Below are 26,498 nucleotides of genomic sequence, written 5' to 3' on the forward strand. Positions count from 1 at the left end.
CAATGAGTATTATTGGAGTAAGAATTGATGGACGTTTAATTCACGGACAGGTAGCCAATTTATGGACAACCAAATTGAATATTTCTCGAATTATGGTTGTGGATGATGAAGTGGCTCAAAATGATATTGAAAAAAGCGGATTGAAATTGGCTACCCCAGCAGGGGTGAAACTAAGTATTTTGCCGATTGAAAAAGCGGCGCAAAACATTTTAGCAGGAAAATATGATTCACAACGTTTACTGATTATTGCACGAAAACCTGATCGATTATTAAAATTGGTAGAATTGGGCGTTCCAATAAAAGAGATTAATGTTGGAAATATGTCACAAACTTCTGAGACTCGATCAATTACGAAATCAATTAATGTTGTCGATCAAGATGTAGAAACGTTCAATCAATTAAATGAAAAAGGTGTCCATTTAATTGCGCAAATGGTTCCAAGTGACAAAGCAGATGACTTTATGTCTCTGTTAAATAAATAATAATATACGAGGAGGTGAAAAGATGGCGGGGCATTTAGTTTTAATTAGTCATGGACGATTTTGTGAAGAGTTAAAGAGAAGTGTTGATATGATCATGGGAGTACAAAAAGATATTTATACTGTAGGGTTATTACCTGAAGAGTCAGCAAAAGATTTTCGAGTAAATTTCGAAAAAACAATTAATGGTTTGAAAAAAGTTACAGTTCTGGCTGATCTAATGGGAGGCACTCCTTGCAATGTTGTTTCTCAATTAATTTTAGAAGGAAAAGAAATAGAACTATATGCAGGAATGAATATGCCAATGGTTATAGGCTTTGTTAATAATCAATTTTTAGGAGAAGATAGTTCTTTGGTAAATAAAGGAAGAGAAAATATTATACATGTAAATGAATATTTGGAAGCAAATCCAATAGATTTAGAAGATGAATGAATGTGGAGGAATTTATGAATATAAAAAAATCCAAATATATTTTATTGCAACTTGCTGTTTGATCAGTTTATCTATGTTAACAAAAGTCGCTCATGCTGAAAGTAACCCCATTGGTAATTGTTACTATGTTAGTTCGCAAAGAGGGAGTGACACTAATTCAGGATTATCTATATCTGAGCCTTTTAAAAGTTTAAATAAAATAAATGAACTTAAATTAAATCCAGGGGATAAAGTTTTATTAGAAAATGGATTGGTTTTTGAAGATCAGTATTTACAAATAAAAAATTCAGAAAATATAGAGGCGTGTATTGAAATCAGTAATAGCCAAGAGTCGAATATATTTGTTTCTCCTGAAAATGGTCCCGTAAAACCTAATTTTAACTATTTGACATATGATCGATTCAGTCAGAATACAGTGTTTGATGGATATAAATTGGAACAATCATCTCCTGCTATTCATAGTGGGAAGAAGGTTATCGATAAAAATAGTTATAATTTAGGAACTGATTTTTTTGGTATTAAGTTAGATGGCATACTAGATATTGGGGCAGTGAAAAGTTCAAAATAATATAAAGGAGTTAGTTTGATCATGAATGATATTTCTTTTTTTCAGATATTTTCTTTAATATGTTTAGCTATACTAGGAGGTATAGATCCTTATCTGTCAGGATTACAATTAAGTAAACCGGCAATTTCTGGTTTTCTAGCAGGAATTATAATGGGAGATATTAATACAGGCTTATTAGTAGGAGCAACATTACAACTGATGGTCTTAGGTGTAGGAACATTTGGTGGCTCATCAATTCCTGATTTTGGCACAGGGGCAATCATTGGTACAGCATTAGGTGTTGTTAGTGGAAAAGGAATTGAATTTGCAATAGGTATTTCTGTTCCTGTAGGCTTATTATTAGTTCAATTAGATATTTTAGCTCGTTTTTGTGGGGTTTATTTTTTACATCGTGTGGATAAACATATAGAAGAAGAAAATTTTCATAAGATTAGTTTAGAAGCATGGTTAAGTTTAGTTCCTATTGCATTATCTCGTGCAATACCAGTAGGTTTATGTTTAATTTTTGGTAATGAAGTAGTAAATACAGTATTAAATTATGCACCGGATTGGTTAATGGGAGGATTAAAATTGGCAGGAGCTATATTACCAGTTGTTGGGATTGCCATTTTACTACATTATTTGCCAATTAGGAATTTTTTCGGTTTTTTAATTATTGGGTATATTTTAGCCGCTTATTTAAATATTCCAATGATGGGTATTTCTTTTGCAGGATTGGCAGCTGCTATTATTCACTATAAAAAATTACAAGATAAACGTTTATTAGAATCAAAACTAGATACTATCAATCATATAGAAGTAGTTAACGGAGAGGTTGATGATGATGAAATCTAATGTTAGCAAATTAAGTAGCAAAGATCTGAGAAAAGTTAGTTTAAGATATATGTTTGGAGCTCAACTAGGTTGGAACTACGAACGAATGATGAATGTGGCATATGTTCGAGCTGTATATCCAGCTTTGAAAAAGTTATACAAAGATGAAAAAGAATTAAAAAGTGTGTTGCAATCAGAAATGCAATTCTATAATACCAGTCCTTTTTTAAGTGCATTTATTATTGGAATTGATTTAGCATTGCAAGTAGAAGATGGAAGCAAATCGAAAGATGCTGTTGCAGCAATTAAAACGAGTATGATGGGACCTTTTGCAGCTGTAGGCGATTCTTTATTTGGGGCAGTGATTCCAACAATTTTTGGATCTCTAGCAGCTTATATGGGATTAGAAGGAAATCCATTAGGTGTACTACTTTGGTTATTAGTATCTCTCATTATACTATTTTTGAGATATTTTGAGTTACCAATTGCTTTCCGAGAAGGTAAAAAACTGGTATCCAGTGTAGGTGGATTGTTGAAGGATTTAACTGAATCAGCAACTTTACTTGGCGTAGTAGTAATAGGAGGCTTGGTTCCTAGTGTTGTAAAGGTTGGTGTTCCATTCAAGTTAGTTATTGGTGATAAGAAACTATCTTTCCAAACAGAAATGTTAGACCCTATTATGCCAGCTATAGTACCTGTTGTTTTAGTTTTATTGGCATATTGGTTATTAAGCAAAAAATCTCTCAATTCAACCAAAGTTATTTGGATATTTTTAGTTTTGTCAATACTAATGTATTCATTAAATATTTTAGCAGTTTTGTAATAGATGTGGGGGCGTGATCAACTAATTTATGGCATGTCCCCTGTTTAATTTTCTAAATATTATATTTTTAAATGAGTGGAAAGAAGATATTAGAGATTTAATGAATAATAAGTTATATAGATAAAAAATTAAAGATATTTTGATATCAAGGTTTATTTTAGTATAAAGTATTCGTGACTAATCAATCATACGCTATAAAGTTTGGTAATCCATTTATATTTCTTGTTATCACAAAAAATATATTCTTTCAAAAGGAAATATCAATTTCTTAAATCAAGAGAGATTATTTGGATATTTTGAATGATTGGAGTTTTTAATATGAAAAAGAATCAACCCAATGTTGTTTTAATTGTAGTAGATCAGATGAGAGCAGATGCGTTATCTTTGAATAGCCAAGATAAAATCATTAGTACGCCTACATTAGATATGATGGCTAGTCAAGGATATAATTTTGAGAATTGTTATTCGCCTGTTCCAAGTTGTGTTCCAGCAAGAGCAGCGTTATTAACAGGATTAGATCAAGAAACTTCGGGAAGAGTGGGTTATGAAGATGAGGTTCCATGGAATTTTAAAAATACTCTTCCAGAAGTTTTTAAAGAACAGGGATATCAAACTGAGTGTATTGGGAAAATGCATGTGTATCCTTCAAGAAAACGGTTGGGATTTGATCATGTACTATTGCATGACGGGTATCTTCATGTTGATCGAAAATATGACAAATCTTATGGAGAGCAGTTTGAATATTCTAGTGATTACTTAATGTTTCTAAAAGAATCATTGGGCTCAGATGCAGATTTGATTGATGATGGGTTAAATTGTAATTCATGGGAAGCACGACCATGGATGTATCCTGAAAAATTTCATCCAACAAATTGGGTGGTTTCAGAAGGAATAAACTTTTTAAGGCGGAAAGATCCTACAGTACCATTTTTCTTAAAATTATCATTTGAGAAACCTCATGCTCCTCTGAATCCACCAAAATATTATTTTGATATGTATATGGATAGATTACCAGACACTCTAGATTTGCATATTGGTAATTGGGAGAAATTAGAACATGTTGTTCCAGATGTTTGTGCCTTAAGAGGAAAATTAAAAGAGGATGATCAAAGAAGAATGCTTGCTGGATACTATGGCCTTATTTCTCATATAGATCATCAGATCAATCGCTTTTTAATGGCTTTAAAAGAATTTAGACATGATAAAGATACAATCATTTGGTTCATTTCAGATCATGGAGATCAATTAGGAGAACATTACTTATTCAGAAAAGGGTATCCTTACCAAGGGAGTATTCGTATCCCGTCGTTTATTTACGATCCTGGTGATCTGATCTCAGCAAAAAAACATGGAATTAAAGAGCTTGTAAAAATACAGGATATATTTCCTTCATTAGTTGATTTAGTATTAGGACAATATGTAAATACAGATGGAAAAAGTGTTAAACAGTTGCTCTTTGGAAACTGTGAAGGATGGCGGCGAGAAATTCATGGAGAACATAGTTTAGGGCTGGATTCTAGTCAATATATATTAACGGAGAAATGGAAATTTATATGGTTTCCCGTAAAAAATACGTATCAATTATTTGATATGATAAATGATCCAAATGAGATGAAAAACCTATATTATGATAAAAAATACGAATCTATTATTTATGAAATGAAACATAAATTAGTAGGATATTTAAAAGGTAGAGAAGAGGGGTTTGTCAAAAACGGACAGTTAATTCAAATAGGAATTTCAAATATCGTTTCAACTTTAAAAAGTAAAAAATAAACTAAAAGTGAAGATGCAATAAAAAATCAACATAGGATATACTGAGTCAAAATATACTCAGATACAGGCAAAACTTTGCGTCTTTATTTATTTCAAAAAAATCAAATATTCGGATGGTAACAAACATACTACTTTGTTTGGGATAAAATCAGATCTGAGTCAGAGTAAGTTCATTCTGATTCAGTTTTTTATGTCTAACGACGATAAAAGTTTAGCACATACAAGATGGAATTGTAAGTATCCCATAGTCTTTACCCCGGAGTATCGATGAAAAGTGATTTATGGAAAATTAAGAGTAAGTAACTGTTGGTGATAGTATCACCCCAAATTAGTATTTCCAGTTTTATGAGCTATTTATTAAATGATTAAAAAGAGATAAGGGTGTGAGCTGTTACTGATACTTTAAAAAAACTTTTAAAGTACTATCAAGTGATTAGCTCTTCTAGAGAGGTTAAAAAGAATTTTTTTTCAAGAGTAGATATTTACTTCTTTATTTTTAAATTTATAAATCATTTATAAATGTATCTAAAAATTAGTTTTTTAGAATAATTAGAATTGATATAATTTTTTCCAATCCAACCAATCATGTTTTTGCTTTTAAGTGGCGTTTAAAAGAAAAAATAGAAAATAAAAAGATCACATGTTCTTTAGATTTGTTTCGAATTATCATTTTTATTGATTTAAAAAATGCCGATAAAAACAATGTATTAAGAACCCCACTTTAAATAAATGATTTTTCCATAGATGGATTATTTAATTTTAGTGATTATTGTGTTCAATCTAAGTACCATAATATATATAAATTCTTTGGCAAAAATGTGTTGATTTTGAGTTTTTATTAGTATTATAATTCTTTTCGAAGTATAAATATAGAAAACTATAGTATTAATATTATGTTTCGTTACGAGAGTGTAAAATATTTTGTGTAAATAGAAAAAAGGAAGTCCCTTCTGTAGAATAGAGTTACCACAACACATTCACAGAAAAGAGGACTTCCATATGAACGATTTTACTACAGAAATTCTAAAGACTCTAGCGAACAAAGGCGATTTGAATGAATTATTAGTTGCTTTAATTATTTATAAATAACTATAATGCTTTTATTATAGTATCGTAAATAGTTTATATGAATACATTAATTGTAAAAATGGTGGATGGCTCTGAACGATTAACAATATTTTTTTGTTTTGACTATCATTTTATTGTTCAGAAATAATTTATTGCACTTTTTGAGGTAAATAGTTTAGAATTATTTTAATATAAGTACTTCAGATTTAATAAAGGAGAAATATCTAATGAAAAAAATTGATTTAATAAATATGATAGGTATGTTAATAGGGATATTAGTAAATATAGTAATTTTCACAGATTGGCTCGGGGTGTTATTTTCTAATCTTATTCCCATACTTATTATAGGCATTTGTGGAATTATACTTTCAATATTAGAACTTTTTGAAAGCAGAAATACAATGAATAGAATATTTGCTTGTATTATATTAATTGTTAATCTATTGCCTATGGTCTATTTTACTTTTTTATATTTTGCACTGGGATGAAATAAATTAACCAAAAGTTTCTTTTTCTTATAATGTGTATCAATATTAAAACTGAAAAAGATATGGATAATAGGATCAAAGCCCTCATTGGAACACTCAATATATTATCAGATTTAAATTTCAAATAGATAATTTCATTTTTTAGTAATATCGAAAGATACTTTTTTAATGATGAGAGTGTAATGTAAACCGTGTAAGTAACCATTAATCCTAGGCAGGTGGTTGCTTCGCGGTTTTTCTTTTTCTACAATAAGATCAAGAGGTGATTACACGATGGCTAGAAAGAAAAGAAATCCTGATGCCGAAAAGTTAGCTGAATCCATTCTGAATGCCTATCAACCTGAATCTGTCGATGACATGCAAGATGCTTTGAAAGATGTGTTTGGGCCCCTTTTTGAAAAAATGCTTCAAGGAGAATTGAATAATCATTTAGGTTATGATGCCCATTCTAAAGAGCCTAAGGAACACGATAACCGTCGAAATGGCTATGGAACTAAAACGCTTAAAACCAGTTTTGGTGAAGTAGCTATTGATGTTCCTAGAGACCGGGAAGCTTCCTTTGAACCAGATGGATAGGCTACAATTAACTAGACAGAAAAATTAAGGTGTGTAGACTAGAAGAAAACATACCAGGAGGAATTTTTATGTCTAAGAGAACACGAAGAACTTTTTCACAAGAATTCAAGCAACAAATCGTCAATCTTTACTTAGCTGGAAAGCCACGTGTAGAAATCATTCGAGAATATGAACTAACGGCTTCAGCATTTGACAAATGGGTAAAGCAATCTAAAACGAGTGGTTCATTCAAAGAAAAAGATAATCTTACGCCTGAACAAAAAGAATTGTTAGAACTACGTAAAAGAAACCAGCAATTAGAAATGGAAAATGATATTTTAAAGCAAGCAGCGCTGATATTCGGACGAAGAGACAAGTAATCGATGCGAATAAGCATCTTTACCCTATATCAGCGATGTGCAGAATATTAGGTCTATCACGTCAGTCCTATTATTATCAATCAAAACCAAAGAAAGACGAATCAGAACTTGAAGAAGTAGTCGCTGAAGAATTTATCCTCAGCCGAAAGGCCTACGGCTCAAGAAAAATAAAAAAAGCCTTATCAAAACGAGGCATTCAGATCAGCCGACGAAAAATTAGTAGAATCATGAAAAATAGAGGATTAAAATCGAGCTATACTGTTGCTTATTTTAAAGTACATCATTCTACTTGCAATGAAGCCAAAACGACAAACGTATTGAATCGTAAATTCTTAAGAGACAACCCATTAGAAGCGATCGTAACAGACTTGACTTATGTACGAGTCGGGAAAAAATGGAATTATGTCTGTTTCATTTTGGATCTGTTCAATCGAGAAATTCTCGGCTATTCTTGTGGAGAACATAAAGATGCCGTTCTAGTAAAAAAAGCATTTAGCCGTATCAAACAACCTCTGACAGAGGTTGAGATTTTTTATACTGATCGTGGAAAAGAGTTTGATAACCAAGCTATTGATGAATTATTAACAACTTTTGACATCAATCGATCAGTGAGTCATAAAGGCTGTCCTTTTGATAATGCCGTAGCTGAATCAACTTATAAGTCGTTGAAAGTAGAATTTGTCTATCAATACACATTTGAAACCTTACAACAATTGGATTTGGAGTTATTTGACTATGTCAATTGGTGGAACCACCTTCGGTTGCACGGTACACTTGGCTACGAGACACCGGTTGGTTACCGTAACCAGAGATTGGCGCAGCGAATCCTTGATAATGAGCTCGGATGTGCTAACGCTAGCGAGGCAGTCTAACTTTAATTGTTAGCTCCTGCCGAAGATCGTCACATCCGAGGAGGCTCATTGTCAAGGACAATCGGAATAGCATACGGAAAGAAGTTCTGCACCTTATAAAATTTGTCAAAAAAACTGTTGCCATTCCACAACTTATCTAACAACAAAGTATATATTCTACAGAAGTAAACAAATAGCTTATATTTTAGGATGTACACAAATTGACAAGTATAATAAAACTTTGATAAAATACAAATGTTTTTTTATTTTTATGTGTGATTAGTTAGAACTTACTTAAATCCTATTATAATATTTTTGTTAATGATTTTAATAAAATGATTGGAGAGAAAATGATGGATCAAAAAGCGTTTATCGAATCTATTGATTCTACAATCGATAGATTAAAAAAAGAAATTCGATTTTATAATAGAGTAATTGGTATCGGAAATATTATAAAAATAGTCTTATCAGCTAGTATCCCAATATTAATTGATCAGGCTTCCGAACACAGGTCTTTACTATTGATTGTTTCAATTGCTTCAGCAATAATTACAATTATACAAAGTGGGATGTCTGCATTTAATTATCAAGATAAAGTACAGACTTCGACAGAGTTATTAATGAAAATTGAAAAAGAAAAGTTGTTATATATAACGAAAACATCCCCATATAATAAAACAGATGAAGAAAATTTCCATTTAATCGTTACAACCCTTCAAACTGAATTAATTGATATTATCTCTGATTTTAATCAAGTTAATAACTAAAAATTTATTTAATTAGAAAGTAGTGCAGATAATACTAATTGTACAATTAAGAAAAGAGATAAGACTTTACATTCCTAAAAAAATGTAAAGTCTTATCTCTTTTCTTAATGCTATAAATTCATAATAACATTATGGACAATAAATTTAAAATTTATTCAGACTGTAGACAAACTCCTAAATTTAGAGTGTTGTTTGCAGTCTGACGACTCAAAAATGAGTCGTATAAATCAATTATAGTAATAAGTCATTGATTTCTTTAAATTCTTTATCAAGTTCTTTTTCATCATATTTTTCATATTTATCAGCTTCATGAAGAACTTTTTTAATTTCATGAATAGCCTTTCGTTCAACTAACCATTTTTTTAGGTTATGTTTTTTTTCTGGATTTTCAGATAACGTATCAAGTTCGTCTAACTCTTTATCCAGTTTATTGACAACAGAAACAATTTTGTTTACAACTTTTTCTTCTTTGTTTTCTAAATTTGACATTTATCTTCACGTCCTTTTTATTTGATAATTTAAGTATAGAACTTTGATATAGTTTATACAAATAGAAACGCTTCTTCGTGTATTCTGTGATTTTCTTTTGAAATGAGGAAAACTTTGGAGTAAAATGAACGTGGACAGAACAATATTTAGGAGGAATAAACTATGTGTACGTCTATTACTTATGTAACAAGTGATCATTATTTTGGAAGGAATTTTGATTATGAAATATCTTACAACGAAGTAGTCACTGTTACTCCAAGAAATTATAAGTTGAATTTTCGAAAGGTAAATGATTTGGATACTCATTATGCAATGATTGGTATTGCCGCTGGTATAGCTGACTACCCTCTTTATTACGATGCGACAAATGAAAAAGGATTGAGTATGGCTGGGCTAAATTTTTCTGGGTATGCTGATTATAAAGAAATACAAGAAGGGAAAGACAATGTATCTCCTTTTGAATTTATTCCTTGGATTTTAGGACAATGCTCAACAGTAGGAGAAGCTAAAAAATTGTTAAAAAATATCAATTTAGCAAATATAAATTATAGTGATGAACTTCCTTTATCCCCTTTACATTGGCTATTAGCTGATAAAGAAAAATCAATTGTCATTGAAAGTATGAAAGATGGACTTCATATATATGATAACCCTGTGGGCGTTCTTACCAATAATCCTTCATTTGACTATCAATTATTTAATTTAAACAATTATCGTGTCTTATCGAGTGAAACTCCTAAAAATAATTTTTCAAATCAAATAAGTTTGAATGCCTATAGCCGCGGTATGGGAGGGATAGGCTTGCCTGGAGATTTATCCTCAGTATCTCGTTTTGTTAAAGCGACTTTTACGAAGCTGAATTCTGTATCTGGAGATTCAGAGTCAGAAAGTATTAGTCAATTTTTCCATATCTTAGGTTCAGTAGAACAACAAAAAGGTTTGTGTGATGTTGGTGATGGAAAATATGAATATACAATTTATTCTTCTTGTTGCAATGTTGACAAAGGAATCTATTATTATCGGACATATGAAGACAGCCAAATTACTGCAATTGATATGAATAAAGAAGACTTAGATAGTCATAAGTTAATTAGTTATCCAATTATAGAAAAACAACAAATTAAATATATAAATTAGTTAGTATGTTGTGGTTGAGTTGGAATGGCAACACTTTTTTTGACAAAAATTATAAGGTGTTGTGAATGCTGCGGTGTTATGGCTCCGATTGCCCTTGACAATGAGCATCCTCGGATCTGATTTTCTCCGGCAGAAGCACAATCATTCAATTACGCTGCCTCTCCAGAGGTATCAGATCCGCGCTCATTATCAAGGATTCGCTTCGCCAATCTCTGTTGTCGAATTTGGATCGGTGTTTCATACGCCAACGTGCCATGTAAGCGTAGATAGTTCCACCAATGCACATAATCAAACAATTCTAGACGTAGCTGTGCCAGTGTCTCAAATTGGTATTGATGCACGAATTCTACTTTGACAGATTTATAGGTTGATTCCGCAACGGCATTATCATACGGACAACCCTTCCTACTCAATGAACGAGTAATTCCAAAACCATTCAGAATCTCATGAATGGTTTGGTTATCAAATTCCTTTCCACGGTCTGTATGAAAAAGCTTGACGTCTGTTAAAGAATACGGTATCCGTCCAAAGGCTTCTTTTACCAATGAGGCATCTTTCTTCTCACCACAGGAATAACCAATAATTTCTCGATTAAACAAATCAAGTATTAAGCAGATATAATGCCACTTTTTCCCCACGCGAACATAAGTAAGATCCGTAACGATGGCTTCCAATGGCTGTTCTTGTGTAAAGGTCCGATCTAATACATTCGCTGTTTTCGCTTCATTACAAGCTGTTCGTTGCCCTTTAAAATGAGCGATCGTATAGGTAGATGTCAATCCGCGGCGTTTCATGATTCGACCGATTCGGCGCCGACTGAGTTGAAGCCCACGCTTTGCTAAACACTTCTTCAATTTTCGGGTACCGTAAGCCTTTCGGTTTCGAATAAACTCTTCCTGAACGATCTCTTCTAAGTCGGACTCATTTTCGATCGGTTTCGCTTGATAATAGTAGGTTTGACGAGAAATATTTAGAATTTTGCACATCGCTGATATGGAATATTTATGCTTGTTGGTATCAATTACTTGTCTTTTCGTCCGAATATCAGCGCCGCTTGCTTTAAAATATCATTCTCCATTTCGAGTTGCTTATTTTTCTTTCTTAGTGCGATCAATTCTGCTTGTTCTGGTGTTAAGTTGTCTCTTTCTTTGAATGAGCCCGTTGATTGTGCTTGCTTCATCCATTTATCGAAAGAAGAAGGCGTAAGCTCATACTCTCGAATAATTTCTGCGCGAGGCTTACCAGCGAGATAGAGATCGACGATTTGTTGTTTGAATTCTTTTGAATAGGTTCTTCGTTGACGTCTTGACATGAAAAATCCTCCAGTGTGTTTTTTATTATTCTACACACCTTATTTTTTCTGTCTAGTCTAGTGTAGCCGATTCATGGAAGCAGAGGAGGTTCTTCGTTTAAAACAAGTAACAGGACTAAAAAGAGCTTTTATGGATCATAAGTTTAGTGAATCTTGGTATGAATTTGTATCAAAAAATTATAAAGTTTCTAAGGAAAATGAGAAGCAAATTTAGCTACCTGAAGAAAAGTAAAGGAGTTTATTTCGATGTATCACCTGATAGTTAGATTACAATTTAACTAGGCAGAAAGCGTCCAGCTTTTACATGTCAGGAGTGAATGTCGCTAAGGGGAACTGATTCATTACTTAGAATGAATCAAGAACTGTAGAAGCTACGGGGAAAACCAATGAAGGGAAATAATTACCATAAGATATAGTATATCAACTTTCTATGATGGATACCTGTTTCTCAAAAAACGTATTTCATTTTCACTTTTAGAAAATGTTAAGTTTAGAGGCTATCTAACTCTCTTACTTAATCAGATAATCGTGTTACGATAACTTCTGATTATATAGTGAAAGAGAATTTTTTGCGTTCAGATTTCTTGACTACGCCTAAGATAAAAATTCGAAGAAATGCTTATTACATTAACATTGAATACAGAAAAACTGATAAATTTTAAAATAGTCCAAAATAGAAAATTAAAAAAATATTTGGATGTGATTACGAAGTTATAGCGTTGAATTGATTTGAAACATGTATGACTTTGAATAAATAAAATCTTGTTGTTTATTGTTATTTTAGAATAAGGAGTGTAATTTATGACAAGAGTATTAATTGTGACAAAAAATTTGTTGGCAGAACAAAGTTTGCAGGATGTTCTGCAACGTTCAGACATTGAAGTGTATTGTTCAAATGATTTGATGAATGATACCATTTTTTTATCGCAAATTGTCAAGTGTTTTTCAATGGTCATTTTCAGCGATACGGTTTCCAATTTTGAAATTTCAAAATACTATTCTTTTTTTCAAAAAGAAGGATTACTCATTTTAAGAAAAGGAAATAAGGAAGATTTGAAAAATTCGGATTTTTCCTACTTGCTTAATGAAATCAGTGCCTGGATTGATCCCAAGATGCCAGATATTATGGTTATTGAAAAAATAGCCAAATTAATGAACAATCAAGAAAGGCTCGCTTCTTCCTTGAATGAAAGGAATCATAATCTTTTTTCAAAAAATGAAAATAATTCGAAAGGATTTTTTTCAGCCTTTCACCAAATGAAAAAAAGTTTTTGTATTACTTATATCAGTATCAAAAAGACGGAAGGATTGTGTCACGTAATGAGCTATGTAATTTAATTTGGGGATCAGATGTAACCAATTCAAGGTTATGTCAGTTATCTAATTTAAGTAACCGAATTAAAATGAAACTTGAAATGAATCATTTTCCAGAGGGGGAGTTAATAAACTTACGGAATAAAGGATATCTTTTAGGAGATTTGCTACTTATTGAAGTTGGAGAAAATCTAAGTTAGTGCCTACTGAATAATTAACAAATTTTGGTTAAATGATGATTGATTGATTATTCAGTTCTAAGAGAGATATCTTCGATATCCATCTGAAAAATTGGCGTAAAAAATCTGCCGTCAATTTTGACAGATTCATTGCGATAACACTCAACACGGTGCTTGATAAAGTCGTATCTTGACGTTTTGTGGTAATTAAAGCCGCGCCAAAACAGCGTTTCAATTGGCTGAAGCCACGCTCTACCTCAATTCGGTCTGTGTTGTCCTGATATTCGGTTAATTTATCTCGATTTTCATTCTTTCTTGGTCGACCTAATGCTGGTCCAGAAAGTCGGATATTTCGTGCTTTACAGTATTGAACGTTTTGCCGATTACGATAAATTTTATCAGCTAATACGCGTTCTGGATAATATCCATGCCGGTCGTAATATCGCCGGATTGCTGAAACGAGTACTTCTGATTCATTGTATGCATCAAAACTAGTTCGTTCGATGCGGGCGATTCCTCCATCGATGCTCATATCATATTTCGCTCCAAATTCAGTTGCAGCTTTGACTTTTCCGCGCACAATTGGACGAACCCATGGCTGGTGAAAGCTGACGATTCGATCAGAGACGCAATGGGTACGATGATCGTACATGTACTTTTGTTGGTCATAGATTTTTTGGATTATTTCCCACCATGTTTGATGCTTTTCAGATAGAGTAGTGCCCTTGGTCAGGAACTTTCGAATAATTTTCGCATCACGGTTCAAGAATCCTAAAAGTTTCCGAAGCTGGGCACGCAACCATTTCCTTGCTTTCTTCTTGCGTCGAACGACGTTCAAATAAACTTTACGTGCTACTTTACGATAGATCCGAGGCCTCTTCCAATTGTTCTCAGCACAAAGAGTGTCAATGATTGTTTCGGCATGTGTTCGTGCATCATTTAAAAGTTCAGTATCCGTAGGATACTTGATATTCTGGGGCGAACAGGTTGCGTCAAGAATCAAGGTACCAGATGATGAGTCATCGTTATCATTTGAGCTGTCATGGTTCGATTTTTCATTGTAAGCGACAATCTTCTCGTTGATCTCAATCAAAGTTGTCTTGTCTAATCGCTTACGAAAATTGACCATTGATGTGGCATCGAAAGGTCGTTCATCTTGGTAACCAGGTAACCCGATAAAAAATTGAAGATATGGATTTTCTTGAATTTGTAACACCGTTTCTTCATCACTGTAGCTGTACTCTTTTTGGATGAGTAAAGCGCCCAATGCCATGCGCAGCGGTTTTGCGACATTCCCTTTTTTATTTCGAAAGTTTTTCGCGTACTCTTTCTCCAACTCTATCCAAGGAATCCGTTCTGCTTTTTTGATCCAGCGATTTTCAGGATTCATTTTTAAACCGATAGGTTGATTAAAATCTTCAAAAGCGAGTTGGGTGTGAATTTGCGGTTTATACATTCAAAAACCTCCAAAAAGGGTAAGAGTGCACGGTTTTCAGCATATTACTGAAAAAGGCCTGCATTAATTTTATCAGATATCAGCGGGTGTTGCTGGTAAGTTAAGGTTTTAGAAATGATCGGCAGACATTAAGTTAACAAAATGAATTTATTAGATACCTCTAATTTTGTTTAGAGAACTAAATAATGTTCAGTTCAAGTTATTCAGAAGAAACAGGTGTTAGTATCAAATCATAGAATGATTTTCATAGAGACAAAACAAATTAAACCTATCTACGACATGAACTGCTTTCCGTATGCAACTCATGTCGATAGTGATTATCCACATAGTTATTAAAATAGTAAAACGGCATGTTTTAACCCTTACTTTCAAGTAAATTTTATCAAGTGCAGGAGTGAAATATCAACAACAGCAGATGGCCTTATTTGATGATACAAATCCGCCATTTAGATAATTAAGAATATGAAAAATCTTTCTAAGTTTCAAATTGATGGGAAAATAGAAATTGATAAGGTAAACAAAGAAATACTGATATTAAATGGCATAAATACAATTCGAGATGTTCGCAAAAAGTAAAGAAAATCGCTGTAAAAGATGTTTTTTTATCTTTTGTATTTGTAAAGCATAACAAAATGGCAAAACACTATTGAGTAGCATTATTTCAGATGTCGTGTATTATAATTTTGCAATTAATAGTGATTTATCTTGATGCTTATAAAAAATAGGAAATAAGCAAATAGCGGTGATAAATAAGTTAGATAACCACCACAACAACTGAGGTTTTAAAAAATGATATTAATATAGTATAAAAAAATAGCGATTTAGTTAACTTAGATTATTAATGAATCATATACTCGAAATAACGTTTTTAGTTGGATAGAATAGAGATGTGTAAAATAAATTACAAAAAAGAACATCTAACAAAAAGATGTTCGATAATTTTACTTACATTTAATCGATATGTTCAGATCATGATTGATTGCATCGTTTGCAACCAATAAATTTAAAACCAGTATCTTTGTTAAGACTGTACAAATATTCAATAGCTTGTTTACAGTTATCAAATCTCCCTACAATTTGTCTGCGGTTTTCATGAGGGAGAGAAGGACAAAACAAGGTGTGCACTAAATGCTGTCCTTTATAATTGGCTTTTTTGTCACAAATAAAATATCGCATAATGTAGTCACCTCAAATTGTATTTTTATTTGAGAAAAATTATAGCAAAATTTTTCATTTATTAAAATACTTTCAATGTTAGTTGATGGTGTTCATCAACTAAGTCCGATTTCGCAGAAAATGTTTGTCCGCAATCATGGCAGAGAAAACCACTGCATTTTAATTCTAAAATAGTAGTCAGCTTTTCTTTGAATTTCAACACCTGAGTGCGTGTCGTATAGGATCTGTAGATTATTTAATCTATTGAAACAGAAAATGAAAGGAGTTTCTAGAAGTGGAAAAATTCGTATTAAATGATAGCCAAGTAAGAATCGTCACTATGCTACTAGATAACGAAGAGCCTCTAATGATTAGCGATATTCAAGATAGTACGCATCTCTCCAAACGATCTGTATATAATAACTTGAAAGTGATCTACGAATATTTTCAGAAAATAGGATTTTCTGATTTTTCGATTCGGGAGCAAAAAGGACTGTTTTTAGATCCAGAGGAAAAGAGAATCTTAAAGAACACGCTGAGGTCCAGTCAAACAGAGTTGGTTCTTTGTCCTGAACAGCGAGTGATTTTGATTGCCTGTTACTTAATGTTTCCAGAGAAAAAAATTTTGATTGAATCAATTGAAAAAATGTGTCAGGTTTCACGAAATACAATCATTTCAGATATTAAGAAAACGAAAATAGAATTGGAAAACTATCAATTAACGATTGGCTATTCTCCTAAAATGGGCTATCAGATCGAAGGAAAATTGATCAATAAGAGAGAGGTATTCCTATTTTTCATTGAACGTCTATTAAAGTTTGTCGATATTCGTTTGCTTACTTTTCTGAATATCAACGATGTAAATGAAAATTTTAATAAGTTAAAAATCATATCAAATGAATTAGATAGTAGTTACAATGAGGAATCCCTACTGGCTTTAGCGGCGCTTCTTTCTGTCATCAGGCGCGGTGATGAACGTTATGAGTTCAGTATTAAGGAACTACATTTTATTCAGGATACGATAGAATTAGCTAAAGTAGATGAACATTTTACGGAGTTCTCGATCCATGACCGCTTCTACTTGACTGTGCATCTGTTGGGGACCCGATCGGCGACCGAATTCAAAATCGACAGAGAAAAGAATGTTGAGCTATTAAAATTATCAGAAAAGATCGTTGAGAAATTTGAAGTCGTCACCAATAATACGCTATTTGATAAAGATACGTTAGTCAACGAAATTTATCTACATTTGAGTTTATCCCTCCATTATCATGAATTATCCATACAAGCAGTGAATCCATTGTTGGAAGAGATTAAGACGAATTACTCAAGCATTTACTCCGCAACAAAAATCGTCTGTGAATCCTTAAAAAATGATTTTCTTGTTCCCATATTTGAAAGTGAGATCGCAAATATCACGTTGCATTTAGGGAGTCATTTAAGAGATCCTTTTGAAAAGAGCTCTAGCAAACGAGTTCTGATCGTTTGTCCAAGCGGTCAATCAACTTCAAATTTGTTACAGGTGGAAGTGACAAAGCTATCTCCAGAGATCAAGGTCGTTGGCGCTTCTGCTATCAGTGATATAGCGGATAAAGAATCGGAATTTGATTTCATTATCTCGACCATTGATCTGGACACAGAGTTTCCTTTTATCAAAGTAAATCCGATTTTGACAAAAGAAGACAAAGAAAAAATTGCCACCGTTCTTTTTTTGAGTCAAAGTCGCTACCATGCGGATGATCAGCAAATCAATGGTTTGTTTGATATTATTGCTCGATATGTGGAATCGGAAAAAATGCCGATTATCACGAAAGAAATCATTGATTTTGTCAATCATTCTAATCCAATCATTAAAGTTGAACATGAATACCGTTATTCTTTAACGGAACTAATTGGCCAGCATAATATTCAAATCGCCGCAACTCCTTTAGGTTGGCGTGAAGCGGTAGCGATGGCAGCAGAACCGCTAAGAGCGACCAAAACGATTGATCAGGAATACGTGGAAGAGATGATCCGCCTAGTGGATGTATACGGACCGTATATTGTATTAGGGAAAAATGTCGCGTTGGCCCATGCGAAACCAGAGAATGGTGTCAATCGATTAGGGATATCTATGCTGGTGTGTCCAGAAGGCATTTATTTTGATGAGGAAAATGAGATCAACGTTCTATTTGTTGTCGCGTCGCCTAATGAGTATGAGCATCTCAATTACCTGAATGATATTTTGAAATTCGCGAAAAATTCCGATGCTGTTAAAAGCATCATTCAAACAAAAAATGTAACAGAATGCTATGAATTAGCTAAAGGAATGTTCTAGTTTTTAGAGAAGTCCGTTTTATGGATGATGTCTACAGTCTTTTCTTTTATAATAGATTTATGAAAACGAATGCAAGGAGTGATAGTTATGATGTCTAAAAACAATACGAACGGTAGAAATCAATTTGCGATGCTCACGATTGATGATCTGGTTCCTCAAGATCATCTCGTTCGAAAGATTGATGCCGCGCTTGATTTTGAATTTATTTATCCAATCGTCGAAGCCACTTACTCCGATTTAGGTCGCCCAAGTATCGATCCAGTGATTCTGATCAAATTGGTGTTTATTCAGTATTTATTCGGTATCCGTTCCATGCGGCAAACCATTAAGGAAGTCGATACCAATGTCGCTTACCGCTGGTTTTTAGGCTATTCCTTCGAGGAGAAAATCCCCCATTTCTCAACTTTTGGAAAGAATTATGTCCGCCGATTTAGAGAAACGACGGTGTTTGAGGATATTTTTGCCTATATTTTAGAACAAGCAGTTAAAGCAGGTTTTGTAACAGAGGATAATTTGTATCTTGATTCTACCCACATCAAAGCTAACGCCAATAAACATAAGTTTACGAAGGAAATGACCCACGATGAAGCGAAAGCCTATCAGGATGAATTAGAAGATGAGATCAATCGTCAACGAATAGAGGCCGGAAAACGCCCTTTTACTTTGGACTTAGAAAAGGAAGTGAAGCTGAAAGAAAGAAAAATAAGTAAGGCTGATCCGGAAAGCGGCTACTACGTCAAAGGCGAACGAGAAAAACAATTTGCTTATTCTGCCCATACTTCATGTGACGACAACGGATTTATTCTTAGCACAATCATCACTCCTGGAAATATTCATGACAGTCAAGTCGCCTTTCAGCTCGTCAAACAATCGAAGAGACTTTTTCCTGAAATCAACTGTGTTGTCGCTGATGCTGGGTACAAGAAACCTAAGTTTGTTCACTTTTTGACTCATTTGAATCTTCGACCTTGTTTGCCTTATTCAAGGCCCAAAGGGAAAAAAGGGCTATTATCAAAAAACGAGTTTCTCTATGACGAGTATTATGATTGTTACATTTGTCCGCAGGATCAAATGCTCGCTTTTTCAACGGTTACTCGAGAAGGGTACCGAGAATACAAATCCAATCCAAAAGAATGTGTGAACTGTCCTCTGCTAAACCAATGTACCAAAAGTAAAAATCATCAACGAGTCATCACGAGACATGTTTGGGGAGATCTGATGGATGAAGTGGAACATCTTCGCCTAACGGATCTGAATAAATCAATTTACAAAAAACGGAAACAAACGATTGAACGAATATTTGCAGATGCAAAAGAAAAGCATGGGATGCGTTGGACCAAGTATCGAGGCTTGGAAAAAGTCGCGACGCATACGATGCTAGTGTTTGCTGCAATGAATTTAAAGAAATTAGCCACCTGGCTATGGAAAGGCAAGGAGCCTTTATTTTTTTGTTCAAAATTTCGAAACGAAGTAGATAAAAAGCTGTTCCAAGCTCGAGTTACGAGTTTGGAACAGCTTTTGTCTACAGTCTGAGAAGTCCAAGATGGTGCACACTCTTTGTGCACCATCTTGGACTTCTTTTTTGCTAGCGTTTTCACTATATTGTAAGTACAGGTAAGAAATGTAAAAACAACGAAGGAGGGGAGGAATATCTTACCTTATAGCCTAATTGTACAAATATTGGAGGAAGTGAATGGCTGGAAGCAATTGACCAGTTTCGTGGCTGACCAGCTAATAAAAAATGAACAGGAACGAAGTAACTACAAAGATGAAATTAACGAAAGCCTAGAACAATTCGGACCTTATTATTTACTGCCTAATGTCATCTTGTTTCACGGAAAGCCAGATAAAAAGTATTCAAATGCATTAGTAATTGTGAAACTGAATAAAGCGTTCACAGCTGTTGAAGATAACTTGCCCGTCAAACTGATCGTAGGAATGACTGCGGAGGATTCAAATGCTCATTTGAAGGTGCTTCAGCATTTAGTTGAAAAGCTAAACGTTTATCAGAATGTTGTCGACATATTGTCGGCAAAAAAAAAGGAAGAAATAGAAAAAGTAATACACGAATTCTAGTAATCGTTTGAGGAAGGAGGAAGCAAATGAATGACTTTGAATTTTTACCAGATCTGATTTATTCTGATCTGCGCGTAGCAGATCAAAAAGAGGCGATTAATCGTCTAGCAGAATTATTGGAAAAAAGTGGATTAGTAGGAGGAGATTACAAAAAGGATGTACTTTCGAGAGAGAAAGTATTTCCCACTGGAATAGCAGTCAAAAGCGGGGCCGTTGCTATTCCTCATGCCAGAAGCTCCAAAGTTTTTGGAAATGGAGTAGCCGTTGGAGTTCTTGATAGACCTGTCATTTTTCATTCTATGGAAGATTGTGATACAGAGATCGACGTTGAAATCGTCATGCTACTTGCGATTTCCGAGTCGGATAAGCAACTGAAGATGCTGCAGACAATCATGAAAATGTTAAGTAAGGAAGAATTCATTCTTTTGTTGAAAGAAAAAGAGAGCGAAGAAGAGATAGCACAGCTATTGAATAGTTTTTTATAAATAAGGAGGGAAAACAATGGAAAAAACAGTCGTTATTGCGTGCGGAGCGGGTTTAGCTACATCTTCAATGGTAAGGGATAAGATCGAAGAGGTATTGAGTGAGAATAATATTCGGGCCAATATCATTCAAACAACACTAAATGAATTGGAAGGATACGATGACAAGGCAGATATATTCATCACAACAATGAAGATCAATTCAGACTATACAACACCTGTGGTCCATGGGAGTGCCTTTTTAACAGGGATTAATGAAGAAACAGTCATTGAACAAATTGTAGGAATCTTAAAATAAGGAGGTTAATTATGCTAGTAGATATCATTCAATACATTGTTGATCTTGGCAGCTATGTTTTTGTTCCAATTTTAATGTTTATTATTGGGTTGATTTTTGGGCTGGGCTTTTTAAAAGCACTAAAGGCGGGAGCTACAGTTGGTATCGGACTCATTGGTGTATCGATTGTTAGTACCTTGACAGCAGAATCTTTATCTCCAGTCATTCAAATCATGGTGGAACGCTTGAATTTGAATTTGACTGCAATTGATGTAGGGGGCGGACCTGCAGCAGCCGTTGGTTTTGGTTCTTCCTTAGGCGCAGTACTGATCGTGGTGATCTTAGTTCTGAATATTGTGATGGTCTTTTTCAAATTAACGAATACAGTGAATGTAGACATCTATAACTTTTGGTATTTTGCAATTACAGCCGGGTTTGTCAATCTGTTAACAGGTAGCTTCATCGTTGCGATTTTAGCCGGTGTGACTCATGCAGTATTAGGATTGAAGATCGCAGATATCACAGCGAAGAAAACCCAAAAAATTATTGGTATCGAAGCCATTTCGATTCCTCATGGTTTTGCTGCAATGAGTGCGCCTTTGTTCATTGTATTAGACAAAATTTACGACTTTATACCATTGTTTGATCACAAAGACGAAAATGAAATCAAAAATGAAAAAGGGATTGCGAATGTTATTGGGACGATTTTTGGCGATCCGTTGTTCTTGGGATTAATTCTGGGGGCAGTCTTTGGAATCATTGCTCAATATGATGTTCCTGGCATTCTTGAAGTAACAATGAAAACTGCCGGAATCATGGTTCTATTCCCTAATATGGTCAAATTGATTGTGAATGGATTGATCCCAATTTCAAATCAGGCGAAGAAATTCTTTGCTACTAAATTCAAGGATCGTGAGTTATATATCGGCTTAGATTCTGCTGTTACTATTGGACATCCTGTTACTATCAGTGTTGGTATGTTAATGATTCCTGTATTTATGATTTTTGCAGCAATTTTACCAGGAAATACGACACTTCCACTAGGCGAGGTACCTTTCGCAGCGTTCTACGTTTGTTTTGCTACAATTATCCACCGAGGAAATCGTTTAAGAACAATCGTATCAAGTGTGATCTTTATTCCAATCGTTTTGTGGATTTCTAGCTGGGCGGCGCCACTGTTTACACAATTAGCAGATAGTGCCGGTTTGAGCTTCGTTCAGGAAGGGCAGCAAGCAACGACCATGGCGTTGGGGAATTTTGGTATCTGGTTCCCAACAATGATCGCACAGATTCCAACGGTTGGACCGATCCTGTTGGTGGCAGTCATTCTAGTGGTAATATTCGGCGGAAAGATGATCGAAAATAAACGAAGCGCAGAAGAAACGAGTGCGACAGAAAAAGTATAAAGAAGAGATGAGGTATAAAATGCTAACAATTGGTGTAATTGGTGCTGGAATCTATGGAACATATCACATTCGAACTTACATGAAAGACCCCAACATTGAAAAAGTGATCGTTTGTGATTTGAATGAAGAACGTTTAAAAGTAGCGGAAGATTCCTATGGGATTACGGGGTATACAAATATGGGAGAGATGTTGGAAAAAGAAAGCATTGATGCTATTAGCATCGCAACTTCTGATCCTTATCATTTTGCTCCTTTGAAAGAGGCAATCGAAGCAGGGATCAAGAACATTTTTGTTGAAAAGCCCTTGGCAACGACGGTCGATGAAGCAGAAGAAATCGTTCGGCTGGCTAAAAAACATGACACGAAAATCATGGTGGATTTCCACAAACGCTGGGATCCTGCTTACAACAATATGAAAGATCTTGTTAAAAATGATCAAATCATTCGTGGCTATATCTCATTGGATGACGTGATCTCTGTCCCGTTAAACTGGTTCTCTTGGACGGCTAAATCTTCACCAGTTTGGTTTTTAGGAGTTCATTGTTATGACCTGATCAGATATATGACCAATAGTGAAGTTCAATCTGTTTATGCAGTAGGCAACAAGAAGATGCTTGCAGACAAAGAAATCGATACGTATGATTCCGCTCAAGCAATCTTGCAGATGACTGACGGCAGCAATTGGGTCGTTGAAAGTTCGTGGATACTACCAGACTCGTTTCCTAAATCGAATGATGGTCAGCTAGTAATGTTGACGGATAACCATTACCTAAAAAATGAATCCTATCGTGGGGTAAAGAGCTATGGCGAAAAGGCCAGCTTGCCAAACTATATTTTCATGAACTTTGGTGAAGATGAAGTTTCCGGCTTTGGTCTTGATCCTATGAAAGAGTTTATTCGTAATATCATTGAGAATAAAGACTTTCGCTGCGATGCTGTCGATGGGTTAATGGCAACGAAGATCGCCGCAGCTGTCCATCAATCGCTTGAAACAGGAGAAGTAGTCCTTTTAAATGAAGGGAATTTATAAAAAAGGAGCACAGCTATGAGTATTTTTGCATTAGATAATGAAACGCTAAAAGAAAAAAAAGCAGTATTCACCGCTACAGAAATCGATCAACAGCCAAAAGTTTGGCAAAGAACTATAGATATTTTGGCAGAGAAAAAAGAAGAGTTGGAGCAATTCATCCAAAAGATTGTGGATCAAAAAGAGTACCAGATCATTTTTACTGGTGCAGGAACGAGTGAATTTATCGGTAATGCTTTGGTACATTCTTTAGAGAAAAAATATAGCGGGCACATTTTTTCATACGCTTCAACAGAAATTGTAACGGATCCAGGAAGCTACTTGCCAAAAAACAAACCAGTATTGCTAATCTCATTCGCTCGCTCTGGCGATTCACCTGAATCTTTAGGCAGTGTGAGTTATGCGGACAAAATTTGTGAAAATATCTACCATTTGTTCATTACTTGTAACAAACAAGGAAAATTAGCGAACTATGGCAAGGGAAAAGAAAATATATGTACCTTATTGCTTCCAGATGAAACTTTAGATAAAGGATTTGCAATGACCTCTAGTTATAGTTGCATGTATTTATCTGCTTATCTTGCTTTAAATTTAGAAGACTTTAGTCAGATGAAGAGTGAAGTTGAGAAAATAATTCCTTCTGTGACGAATCTCATCAAGAATGATTATTCCTTAATCACAAGAATTGTTAAGGAGTTCCAGTTCAAGCGCATTATCTTTTTGGGGTCCAACACGTTAAAAGGGGTGTCTCAGGAATCGCAATTGAAGATGCTGGAGCTGACTCAAGGAGCGGTCGTAACCATGTTCGATTCACTATTAGGCTTTCGACATGGGCCTAAGTCAGCAATAGACAACGAGACACTCTTGGTACTTTATCTGAGTGACAATGAATTTTCTAGAAAATATGAGATCGATTTTCTAAATGAAGTCATAGGTCAAAAGAATGGGTACAAGATCTGTGTCCTTTACAATCAACCCTTCGATGTTGATACGACAGTGGATTATCGCTATTGCTATAAAGTAGATGGAACGATGGATAACGTATATTTGGGACTATGTTATATCGTTTTTGCGCAAATTCTAGCTTTGCACAAGTCAATGGATGTCGGCATTGTGCCAGATGATCCCTGTCCTAGTGGAGAGGTCAATCGAGTTGTTGAAGGAGTTACAATCTATCCCCTTAATAATGGATAAGAAAGTACGATTGAAAGTAGGCAAAAAATGATTAAGGAATTTTGTGGAGAAAATTTTATGAATATAGAACAGGCCATTAAAAATGGTGTGAAGAGAATCAATCTTTATGACAATATTGCTGTTGGCGGAACGACACTAAGCTAAGATGTAAATACAAACTGATAAAATGAGAAGATATTACGTGTTATGAATAACCAGGTCAAAATGGCCATGTATTAAAAGGGATGGCACCGTAAATTAAATACACGATTTAACAGGGGGAAGAAAGAGATTTCATTCTTTGAGACATATTTCTAATACTCTTTTTGAGCTAATTGATTTTTGTGAGCAAAACGATATTTTAGTGGAGTCCTATTCTCCCGTTGGACATGGGAGTTAATAGAAGACATAGAGTTTTCGTTCCTCAACTTGCTATTCGCCATTGTTTAGAGATTGAGCTGCTATATTTACCAAAATCTGAAAATGAAGAGCATATTAAAACTAAAGGGGGCTTGATTTTATTTTATCAAATGAAATTCGCACTATTGAAAAATTTTATTTAATGCTCATGAATAGACTTGATGAAAATCAGTTGATACTGTCAAGGGCGGTTTAAGATTGTAGATTTATGTTGATTTGATTAAAGTTGTTATGTTTGGCAATCTTCAATTTTAATTCTATAAAAGTCAAATACTTAAAGTGCACGATAATGAATTAGCCTAACTGTTTGTGTGAGGTGTATAGACAATTTTTGTCTGTATGCCTTTTTTGTTTTGAAAAAATTTTATTTTTTTCGAAAAATGCTCACTCCCAGATTGTAATAATAATGGAAAGGGATAGAAGTAAAACGAGTTGAATGAATTTTTTAAGGAGGAGAATTCTATGGGCGACTCAGAGGAAACCCACATTCAACACGTATTTGACAGTTTTTGTAAGAAGGTAATACGTAATGAGGCATTAAATATTCAGAAGAAATATGCTAGATTTCGCCAACGACAAGTCTCAATGGAACTATTGGAACAAAAAGGGTTGGGTACAGAGTTCAATTATTCTGAACCCAATTTTAATAGTAGTGATAGTTTTATTGTACTTGGTATAGAGATTCTTATATCAAATGAAGAGTTGGCAAATGCGATTGCAAAATTACCTATTCAAAGACAAAAGATCATTCTGATGTCCTTCTTCATCGGTCTCAATGATCGTGAAATTGGCGAAATTATTGGGAAAAGTATCGGTAGTGTTTGGTATCAACGACAAACAGCTTTGAAAGATTTAGAAAAATATTTAGGCGGTAATTATGAAGAAAAATAAACGATATGTACCGTTCATACCAGTTACCACTATTAAAGCTGCAGCTTCTGGTGATTCGCTCGCCATGTCCATTGTTCTGTCAAAATATCAAAATTATATTTCACGATTAGCCATGAAATCAATATATGAAGAAGAAAAAGGAGTAGTTATGTACGTAGATGAACATATGCGTAGACAACTGGAGACAAAACTGATTGAGAAGATACTTGAATTTGACACAACTCGTTAACGTATTTTTTCCCTTTCCTTTTCATAGGCTGAAAATAGCCTGACGATCTTTGACAAGTGAATAGTAAATCTATCAGTACATGTAGATTACGAGTTTCTAATTAGTTTCGCCATGACAAGATTATACTTTGAGCGACAGTTTTTGAAATGGAAATCGT

At 34.2% G+C, this 26,498-nt stretch carries 28 protein-coding genes and 3 pseudogenes; 27 read left to right on the forward strand and 4 right to left on the reverse strand.

What is annotated here, in order from left to right:
* Positions 1–2: 2 nt before the first annotated feature.
* From AUF14_RS03850 to AUF14_RS03905, 11 genes and pseudogenes are all read left to right on the forward strand, one after another.
* Positions 3–482, forward strand: coding sequence for a PTS system mannose/fructose/N-acetylgalactosamine-transporter subunit IIB (locus tag AUF14_RS03850; protein ID WP_002364114.1), 480 nt, complete (start codon positions 3–5; stop codon positions 480–482).
* Positions 483–504: 22 nt separating this feature from the next.
* Entirely contained in the window at positions 505–912 is a 408-nt protein-coding gene (locus AUF14_RS03855; RefSeq protein ID WP_002364112.1) for a PTS sugar transporter subunit IIA, read from the forward strand.
* Positions 905–1,480, forward strand: a complete 576-nt coding sequence (locus tag AUF14_RS22455; RefSeq protein ID WP_028020862.1) for a hypothetical protein — start codon at positions 905–907, stop codon at positions 1,478–1,480. Before AUF14_RS03855 ends, AUF14_RS22455 begins: the two co-directional genes overlap by 8 nt.
* Positions 1,481–1,501: 21 nt before the next feature.
* Positions 1,502–2,314 (forward strand): PTS mannose/fructose/sorbose/N-acetylgalactosamine transporter subunit IIC, encoded by an 813-nt coding sequence (locus AUF14_RS03865; protein ID WP_002364110.1) that lies wholly within the window; start codon positions 1,502–1,504, stop codon positions 2,312–2,314.
* Complete coding sequence (locus AUF14_RS03870) at positions 2,298–3,116, forward strand: PTS system mannose/fructose/sorbose family transporter subunit IID (RefSeq protein WP_014748785.1); 819 nt, start codon at positions 2,298–2,300, stop codon at positions 3,114–3,116. Before AUF14_RS03865 ends, AUF14_RS03870 begins: the two co-directional genes overlap by 17 nt.
* Positions 3,117–3,434: 318 nt before the next feature.
* Positions 3,435–4,892 (forward strand): manganese-dependent arylsulfatase, encoded by a 1,458-nt coding sequence (locus AUF14_RS03875; RefSeq protein ID WP_010818874.1) that lies wholly within the window; start codon positions 3,435–3,437, stop codon positions 4,890–4,892.
* A 190-nt stretch (positions 4,893–5,082) separates the two neighbouring features.
* Positions 5,083–5,160, forward strand: a pseudogene (locus AUF14_RS03880) (IS200/IS605 family transposase); the annotation flags it as partial.
* 1,027 nt (positions 5,161–6,187) lie between these two features.
* The gene (locus AUF14_RS03890) at positions 6,188–6,448 is read left to right on the forward strand and encodes a hypothetical protein (protein ID WP_002313174.1); all 261 of its coding nucleotides are present in this window, start codon (positions 6,188–6,190) and stop codon (positions 6,446–6,448) included.
* Between the two features lie 273 nt (positions 6,449–6,721).
* Positions 6,722–7,018, forward strand: a pseudogene (locus AUF14_RS03895) (transposase); the annotation flags it as partial.
* A gap of 74 nt (positions 7,019–7,092) precedes the next feature.
* Positions 7,093–8,255 (forward strand): IS3 family transposase gene (locus tag AUF14_RS03900; RefSeq protein WP_102865881.1). Its coding sequence is split into 2 segments (ribosomal slippage): positions 7,093–7,369 and positions 7,369–8,255, totalling 1,164 coding nucleotides; the frame shifts between segments, so codons are not numbered across the junction.
* Between the two features lie 314 nt (positions 8,256–8,569).
* On the forward strand, positions 8,570–9,001 hold the full coding sequence (locus AUF14_RS03905) for a DUF4231 domain-containing protein (protein ID WP_002308843.1): 432 nt from the start codon (positions 8,570–8,572) through the stop codon (positions 8,999–9,001).
* A gap of 231 nt (positions 9,002–9,232) precedes the next feature.
* Here the strand turns inward: AUF14_RS03905 and AUF14_RS03910 are convergent, their stop codons facing one another.
* Positions 9,233–9,490, reverse strand: coding sequence for a hypothetical protein (locus AUF14_RS03910; RefSeq protein WP_002295273.1), 258 nt, complete (start codon positions 9,488–9,490; stop codon positions 9,233–9,235).
* A 162-nt stretch (positions 9,491–9,652) separates the two neighbouring features.
* Between AUF14_RS03910 and bsh the strand changes: the two genes are divergently transcribed.
* Positions 9,653–10,627, forward strand: a complete 975-nt coding sequence (bsh, locus tag AUF14_RS03915; protein WP_002287105.1) for a choloylglycine hydrolase — start codon at positions 9,653–9,655, stop codon at positions 10,625–10,627.
* Between the two features lie 149 nt (positions 10,628–10,776).
* Here bsh and AUF14_RS03925 read toward each other — a convergent pair.
* Positions 10,777–11,939, reverse strand: a protein-coding gene (locus AUF14_RS03925; RefSeq protein ID WP_102865879.1) for an IS3-like element ISEfa8 family transposase whose coding sequence is annotated in 2 segments (ribosomal slippage) — positions 10,777–11,663 and positions 11,663–11,939 — 1,164 coding nt in all. Because the reading frame shifts where the segments join, the coding sequence is not laid out codon by codon here.
* Positions 11,940–12,012: 73 nt separating this feature from the next.
* Here AUF14_RS03925 and AUF14_RS03930 point away from each other — a divergent pair.
* From AUF14_RS03930 to AUF14_RS22760, 3 genes are all read left to right on the forward strand, one after another.
* A complete protein-coding gene (locus tag AUF14_RS03930) occupies positions 12,013–12,153 on the forward strand; it encodes a hypothetical protein (RefSeq protein WP_174906124.1) in 141 nt (46 codons plus the stop codon).
* 587 nt (positions 12,154–12,740) lie between these two features.
* A complete protein-coding gene (locus AUF14_RS03935; RefSeq protein ID WP_227656327.1) occupies positions 12,741–13,277 on the forward strand; it encodes a helix-turn-helix domain-containing protein in 537 nt (178 codons plus the stop codon).
* Positions 13,211–13,453, forward strand: coding sequence for a hypothetical protein (locus tag AUF14_RS22760; protein WP_229078945.1), 243 nt, complete (start codon positions 13,211–13,213; stop codon positions 13,451–13,453). The genes AUF14_RS03935 and AUF14_RS22760 overlap by 67 nt, the downstream gene beginning before the upstream one ends.
* Before the next feature lie 28 nt (positions 13,454–13,481).
* On the opposite strand, the gene AUF14_RS03940 is transcribed toward AUF14_RS22760, so the two are convergent.
* A complete protein-coding gene (locus AUF14_RS03940) occupies positions 13,482–14,888 on the reverse strand; it encodes an IS5 family transposase (protein WP_102865882.1) in 1,407 nt (468 codons plus the stop codon).
* Between the two features lie 1,252 nt (positions 14,889–16,140).
* Positions 16,141–16,287, reverse strand: a pseudogene (locus AUF14_RS03950) (ISL3 family transposase); the annotation flags it as partial.
* Positions 16,288–16,338: 51 nt separating this feature from the next.
* Between AUF14_RS03950 and AUF14_RS03955 the strand changes: the two are divergent.
* From AUF14_RS03955 to AUF14_RS04005, 12 genes are all read left to right on the forward strand, one after another.
* Entirely contained in the window at positions 16,339–18,360 is a 2,022-nt protein-coding gene (locus AUF14_RS03955; RefSeq protein WP_016182052.1) for a BglG family transcription antiterminator, read from the forward strand.
* An 87-nt stretch (positions 18,361–18,447) separates the two neighbouring features.
* Complete coding sequence (locus AUF14_RS03960; protein WP_028021249.1) at positions 18,448–19,893, forward strand: IS1182-like element ISEfa7 family transposase; 1,446 nt, start codon at positions 18,448–18,450, stop codon at positions 19,891–19,893.
* Positions 19,894–20,040: 147 nt separating this feature from the next.
* Entirely contained in the window at positions 20,041–20,436 is a 396-nt protein-coding gene (locus AUF14_RS03965; protein WP_071875980.1) for a PTS sugar transporter subunit IIA, read from the forward strand.
* A 26-nt stretch (positions 20,437–20,462) separates the two neighbouring features.
* On the forward strand, positions 20,463–20,921 hold the full coding sequence (locus AUF14_RS03970; protein WP_016182054.1) for a PTS sugar transporter subunit IIA: 459 nt from the start codon (positions 20,463–20,465) through the stop codon (positions 20,919–20,921).
* Positions 20,922–20,937: 16 nt separating this feature from the next.
* The gene (locus AUF14_RS03975; RefSeq protein ID WP_028021250.1) at positions 20,938–21,216 is read left to right on the forward strand and encodes a PTS sugar transporter subunit IIB; all 279 of its coding nucleotides are present in this window, start codon (positions 20,938–20,940) and stop codon (positions 21,214–21,216) included.
* Between the two features lie 11 nt (positions 21,217–21,227).
* Positions 21,228–22,601 (forward strand): PTS galactitol transporter subunit IIC, encoded by a 1,374-nt coding sequence (locus AUF14_RS03980; RefSeq protein ID WP_016182056.1) that lies wholly within the window; start codon positions 21,228–21,230, stop codon positions 22,599–22,601.
* 19 nt (positions 22,602–22,620) lie between these two features.
* Positions 22,621–23,631: a Gfo/Idh/MocA family protein gene (locus tag AUF14_RS03985; RefSeq protein ID WP_016182057.1), complete on the forward strand. Its 1,011-nt coding sequence runs from the start codon at positions 22,621–22,623 to the stop codon at positions 23,629–23,631.
* 15 nt (positions 23,632–23,646) lie between these two features.
* Positions 23,647–24,822, forward strand: a complete 1,176-nt coding sequence (locus AUF14_RS03990) for an SIS domain-containing protein (protein WP_016182058.1) — start codon at positions 23,647–23,649, stop codon at positions 24,820–24,822.
* A gap of 27 nt (positions 24,823–24,849) precedes the next feature.
* Positions 24,850–24,966, forward strand: a complete 117-nt coding sequence (locus AUF14_RS03995) for a copper homeostasis protein CutC (RefSeq protein WP_016182059.1) — start codon at positions 24,850–24,852, stop codon at positions 24,964–24,966.
* A 224-nt stretch (positions 24,967–25,190) separates the two neighbouring features.
* A complete protein-coding gene (locus tag AUF14_RS22460; protein ID WP_193756239.1) occupies positions 25,191–25,364 on the forward strand; it encodes a hypothetical protein in 174 nt (57 codons plus the stop codon).
* Positions 25,365–25,683: 319 nt separating this feature from the next.
* A complete protein-coding gene (locus AUF14_RS04000; RefSeq protein WP_016182060.1) occupies positions 25,684–26,112 on the forward strand; it encodes an RNA polymerase sigma factor in 429 nt (142 codons plus the stop codon).
* Complete coding sequence (locus AUF14_RS04005; protein ID WP_102865883.1) at positions 26,099–26,341, forward strand: helix-turn-helix domain-containing protein; 243 nt, start codon at positions 26,099–26,101, stop codon at positions 26,339–26,341. The genes AUF14_RS04000 and AUF14_RS04005 overlap by 14 nt, the downstream gene beginning before the upstream one ends.
* Positions 26,342–26,498: the final 157 nt, after the last annotated feature.

Source organism: Enterococcus avium (assembly GCF_002891025.1).
Classification (GTDB): Bacteria; Bacillota; Bacilli; order Lactobacillales; family Enterococcaceae; genus Enterococcus_A; species Enterococcus_A avium.

What these genes read in the sequence shown, in the direction of transcription:
- AUF14_RS04000 (WP_016182060.1), top strand. Translation starts at nt 25,684, where the DNA reads ATGGGCGACTCAGAGGAAACCCACATTCAACACGTATTTGACAGTTTT.
- AUF14_RS03865 (WP_002364110.1), top strand. Translation starts at nt 1,502, where the DNA reads ATGAATGATATTTCTTTTTTTCAGATATTTTCTTTAATATGTTTAGCT.
- AUF14_RS03990 (WP_016182058.1), top strand. Translation starts at nt 23,647, where the DNA reads ATGAGTATTTTTGCATTAGATAATGAAACGCTAAAAGAAAAAAAAGCA.
- AUF14_RS03940 (WP_102865882.1), bottom strand. Translation starts at nt 14,888, where the DNA reads ATGTATAAACCGCAAATTCACACCCAACTCGCTTTTGAAGATTTTAAT.
- AUF14_RS03995 (WP_016182059.1), top strand. Translation starts at nt 24,850, where the DNA reads ATGATTAAGGAATTTTGTGGAGAAAATTTTATGAATATAGAACAGGCC.
- AUF14_RS03930 (WP_174906124.1), top strand. Translation starts at nt 12,013, where the DNA reads ATGGAAGCAGAGGAGGTTCTTCGTTTAAAACAAGTAACAGGACTAAAA.
- bsh (WP_002287105.1), top strand. Translation starts at nt 9,653, where the DNA reads ATGTGTACGTCTATTACTTATGTAACAAGTGATCATTATTTTGGAAGG.
- AUF14_RS03935 (WP_227656327.1), top strand. Translation starts at nt 12,741, where the DNA reads ATGACAAGAGTATTAATTGTGACAAAAAATTTGTTGGCAGAACAAAGT.
- AUF14_RS03855 (WP_002364112.1), top strand. Translation starts at nt 505, where the DNA reads ATGGCGGGGCATTTAGTTTTAATTAGTCATGGACGATTTTGTGAAGAG.
- AUF14_RS03980 (WP_016182056.1), top strand. Translation starts at nt 21,228, where the DNA reads ATGCTAGTAGATATCATTCAATACATTGTTGATCTTGGCAGCTATGTT.
- AUF14_RS03850 (WP_002364114.1), top strand. Translation starts at nt 3, where the DNA reads ATGAGTATTATTGGAGTAAGAATTGATGGACGTTTAATTCACGGACAG.
- AUF14_RS22460 (WP_193756239.1), top strand. Translation starts at nt 25,191, where the DNA reads ATGGGAGTTAATAGAAGACATAGAGTTTTCGTTCCTCAACTTGCTATT.
- AUF14_RS03960 (WP_028021249.1), top strand. Translation starts at nt 18,448, where the DNA reads ATGATGTCTAAAAACAATACGAACGGTAGAAATCAATTTGCGATGCTC.
- AUF14_RS03910 (WP_002295273.1), bottom strand. Translation starts at nt 9,490, where the DNA reads ATGTCAAATTTAGAAAACAAAGAAGAAAAAGTTGTAAACAAAATTGTT.
- AUF14_RS03870 (WP_014748785.1), top strand. Translation starts at nt 2,298, where the DNA reads ATGATGATGAAATCTAATGTTAGCAAATTAAGTAGCAAAGATCTGAGA.
- AUF14_RS03875 (WP_010818874.1), top strand. Translation starts at nt 3,435, where the DNA reads ATGAAAAAGAATCAACCCAATGTTGTTTTAATTGTAGTAGATCAGATG.
- AUF14_RS03985 (WP_016182057.1), top strand. Translation starts at nt 22,621, where the DNA reads ATGCTAACAATTGGTGTAATTGGTGCTGGAATCTATGGAACATATCAC.
- AUF14_RS03975 (WP_028021250.1), top strand. Translation starts at nt 20,938, where the DNA reads ATGGAAAAAACAGTCGTTATTGCGTGCGGAGCGGGTTTAGCTACATCT.
- AUF14_RS22455 (WP_028020862.1), top strand. Translation starts at nt 905, where the DNA reads ATGAATGAATGTGGAGGAATTTATGAATATAAAAAAATCCAAATATAT.
- AUF14_RS03905 (WP_002308843.1), top strand. Translation starts at nt 8,570, where the DNA reads ATGATTGGAGAGAAAATGATGGATCAAAAAGCGTTTATCGAATCTATT.
- AUF14_RS04005 (WP_102865883.1), top strand. Translation starts at nt 26,099, where the DNA reads ATGAAGAAAAATAAACGATATGTACCGTTCATACCAGTTACCACTATT.
- AUF14_RS03970 (WP_016182054.1), top strand. Translation starts at nt 20,463, where the DNA reads ATGAATGACTTTGAATTTTTACCAGATCTGATTTATTCTGATCTGCGC.
- AUF14_RS03890 (WP_002313174.1), top strand. Translation starts at nt 6,188, where the DNA reads ATGAAAAAAATTGATTTAATAAATATGATAGGTATGTTAATAGGGATA.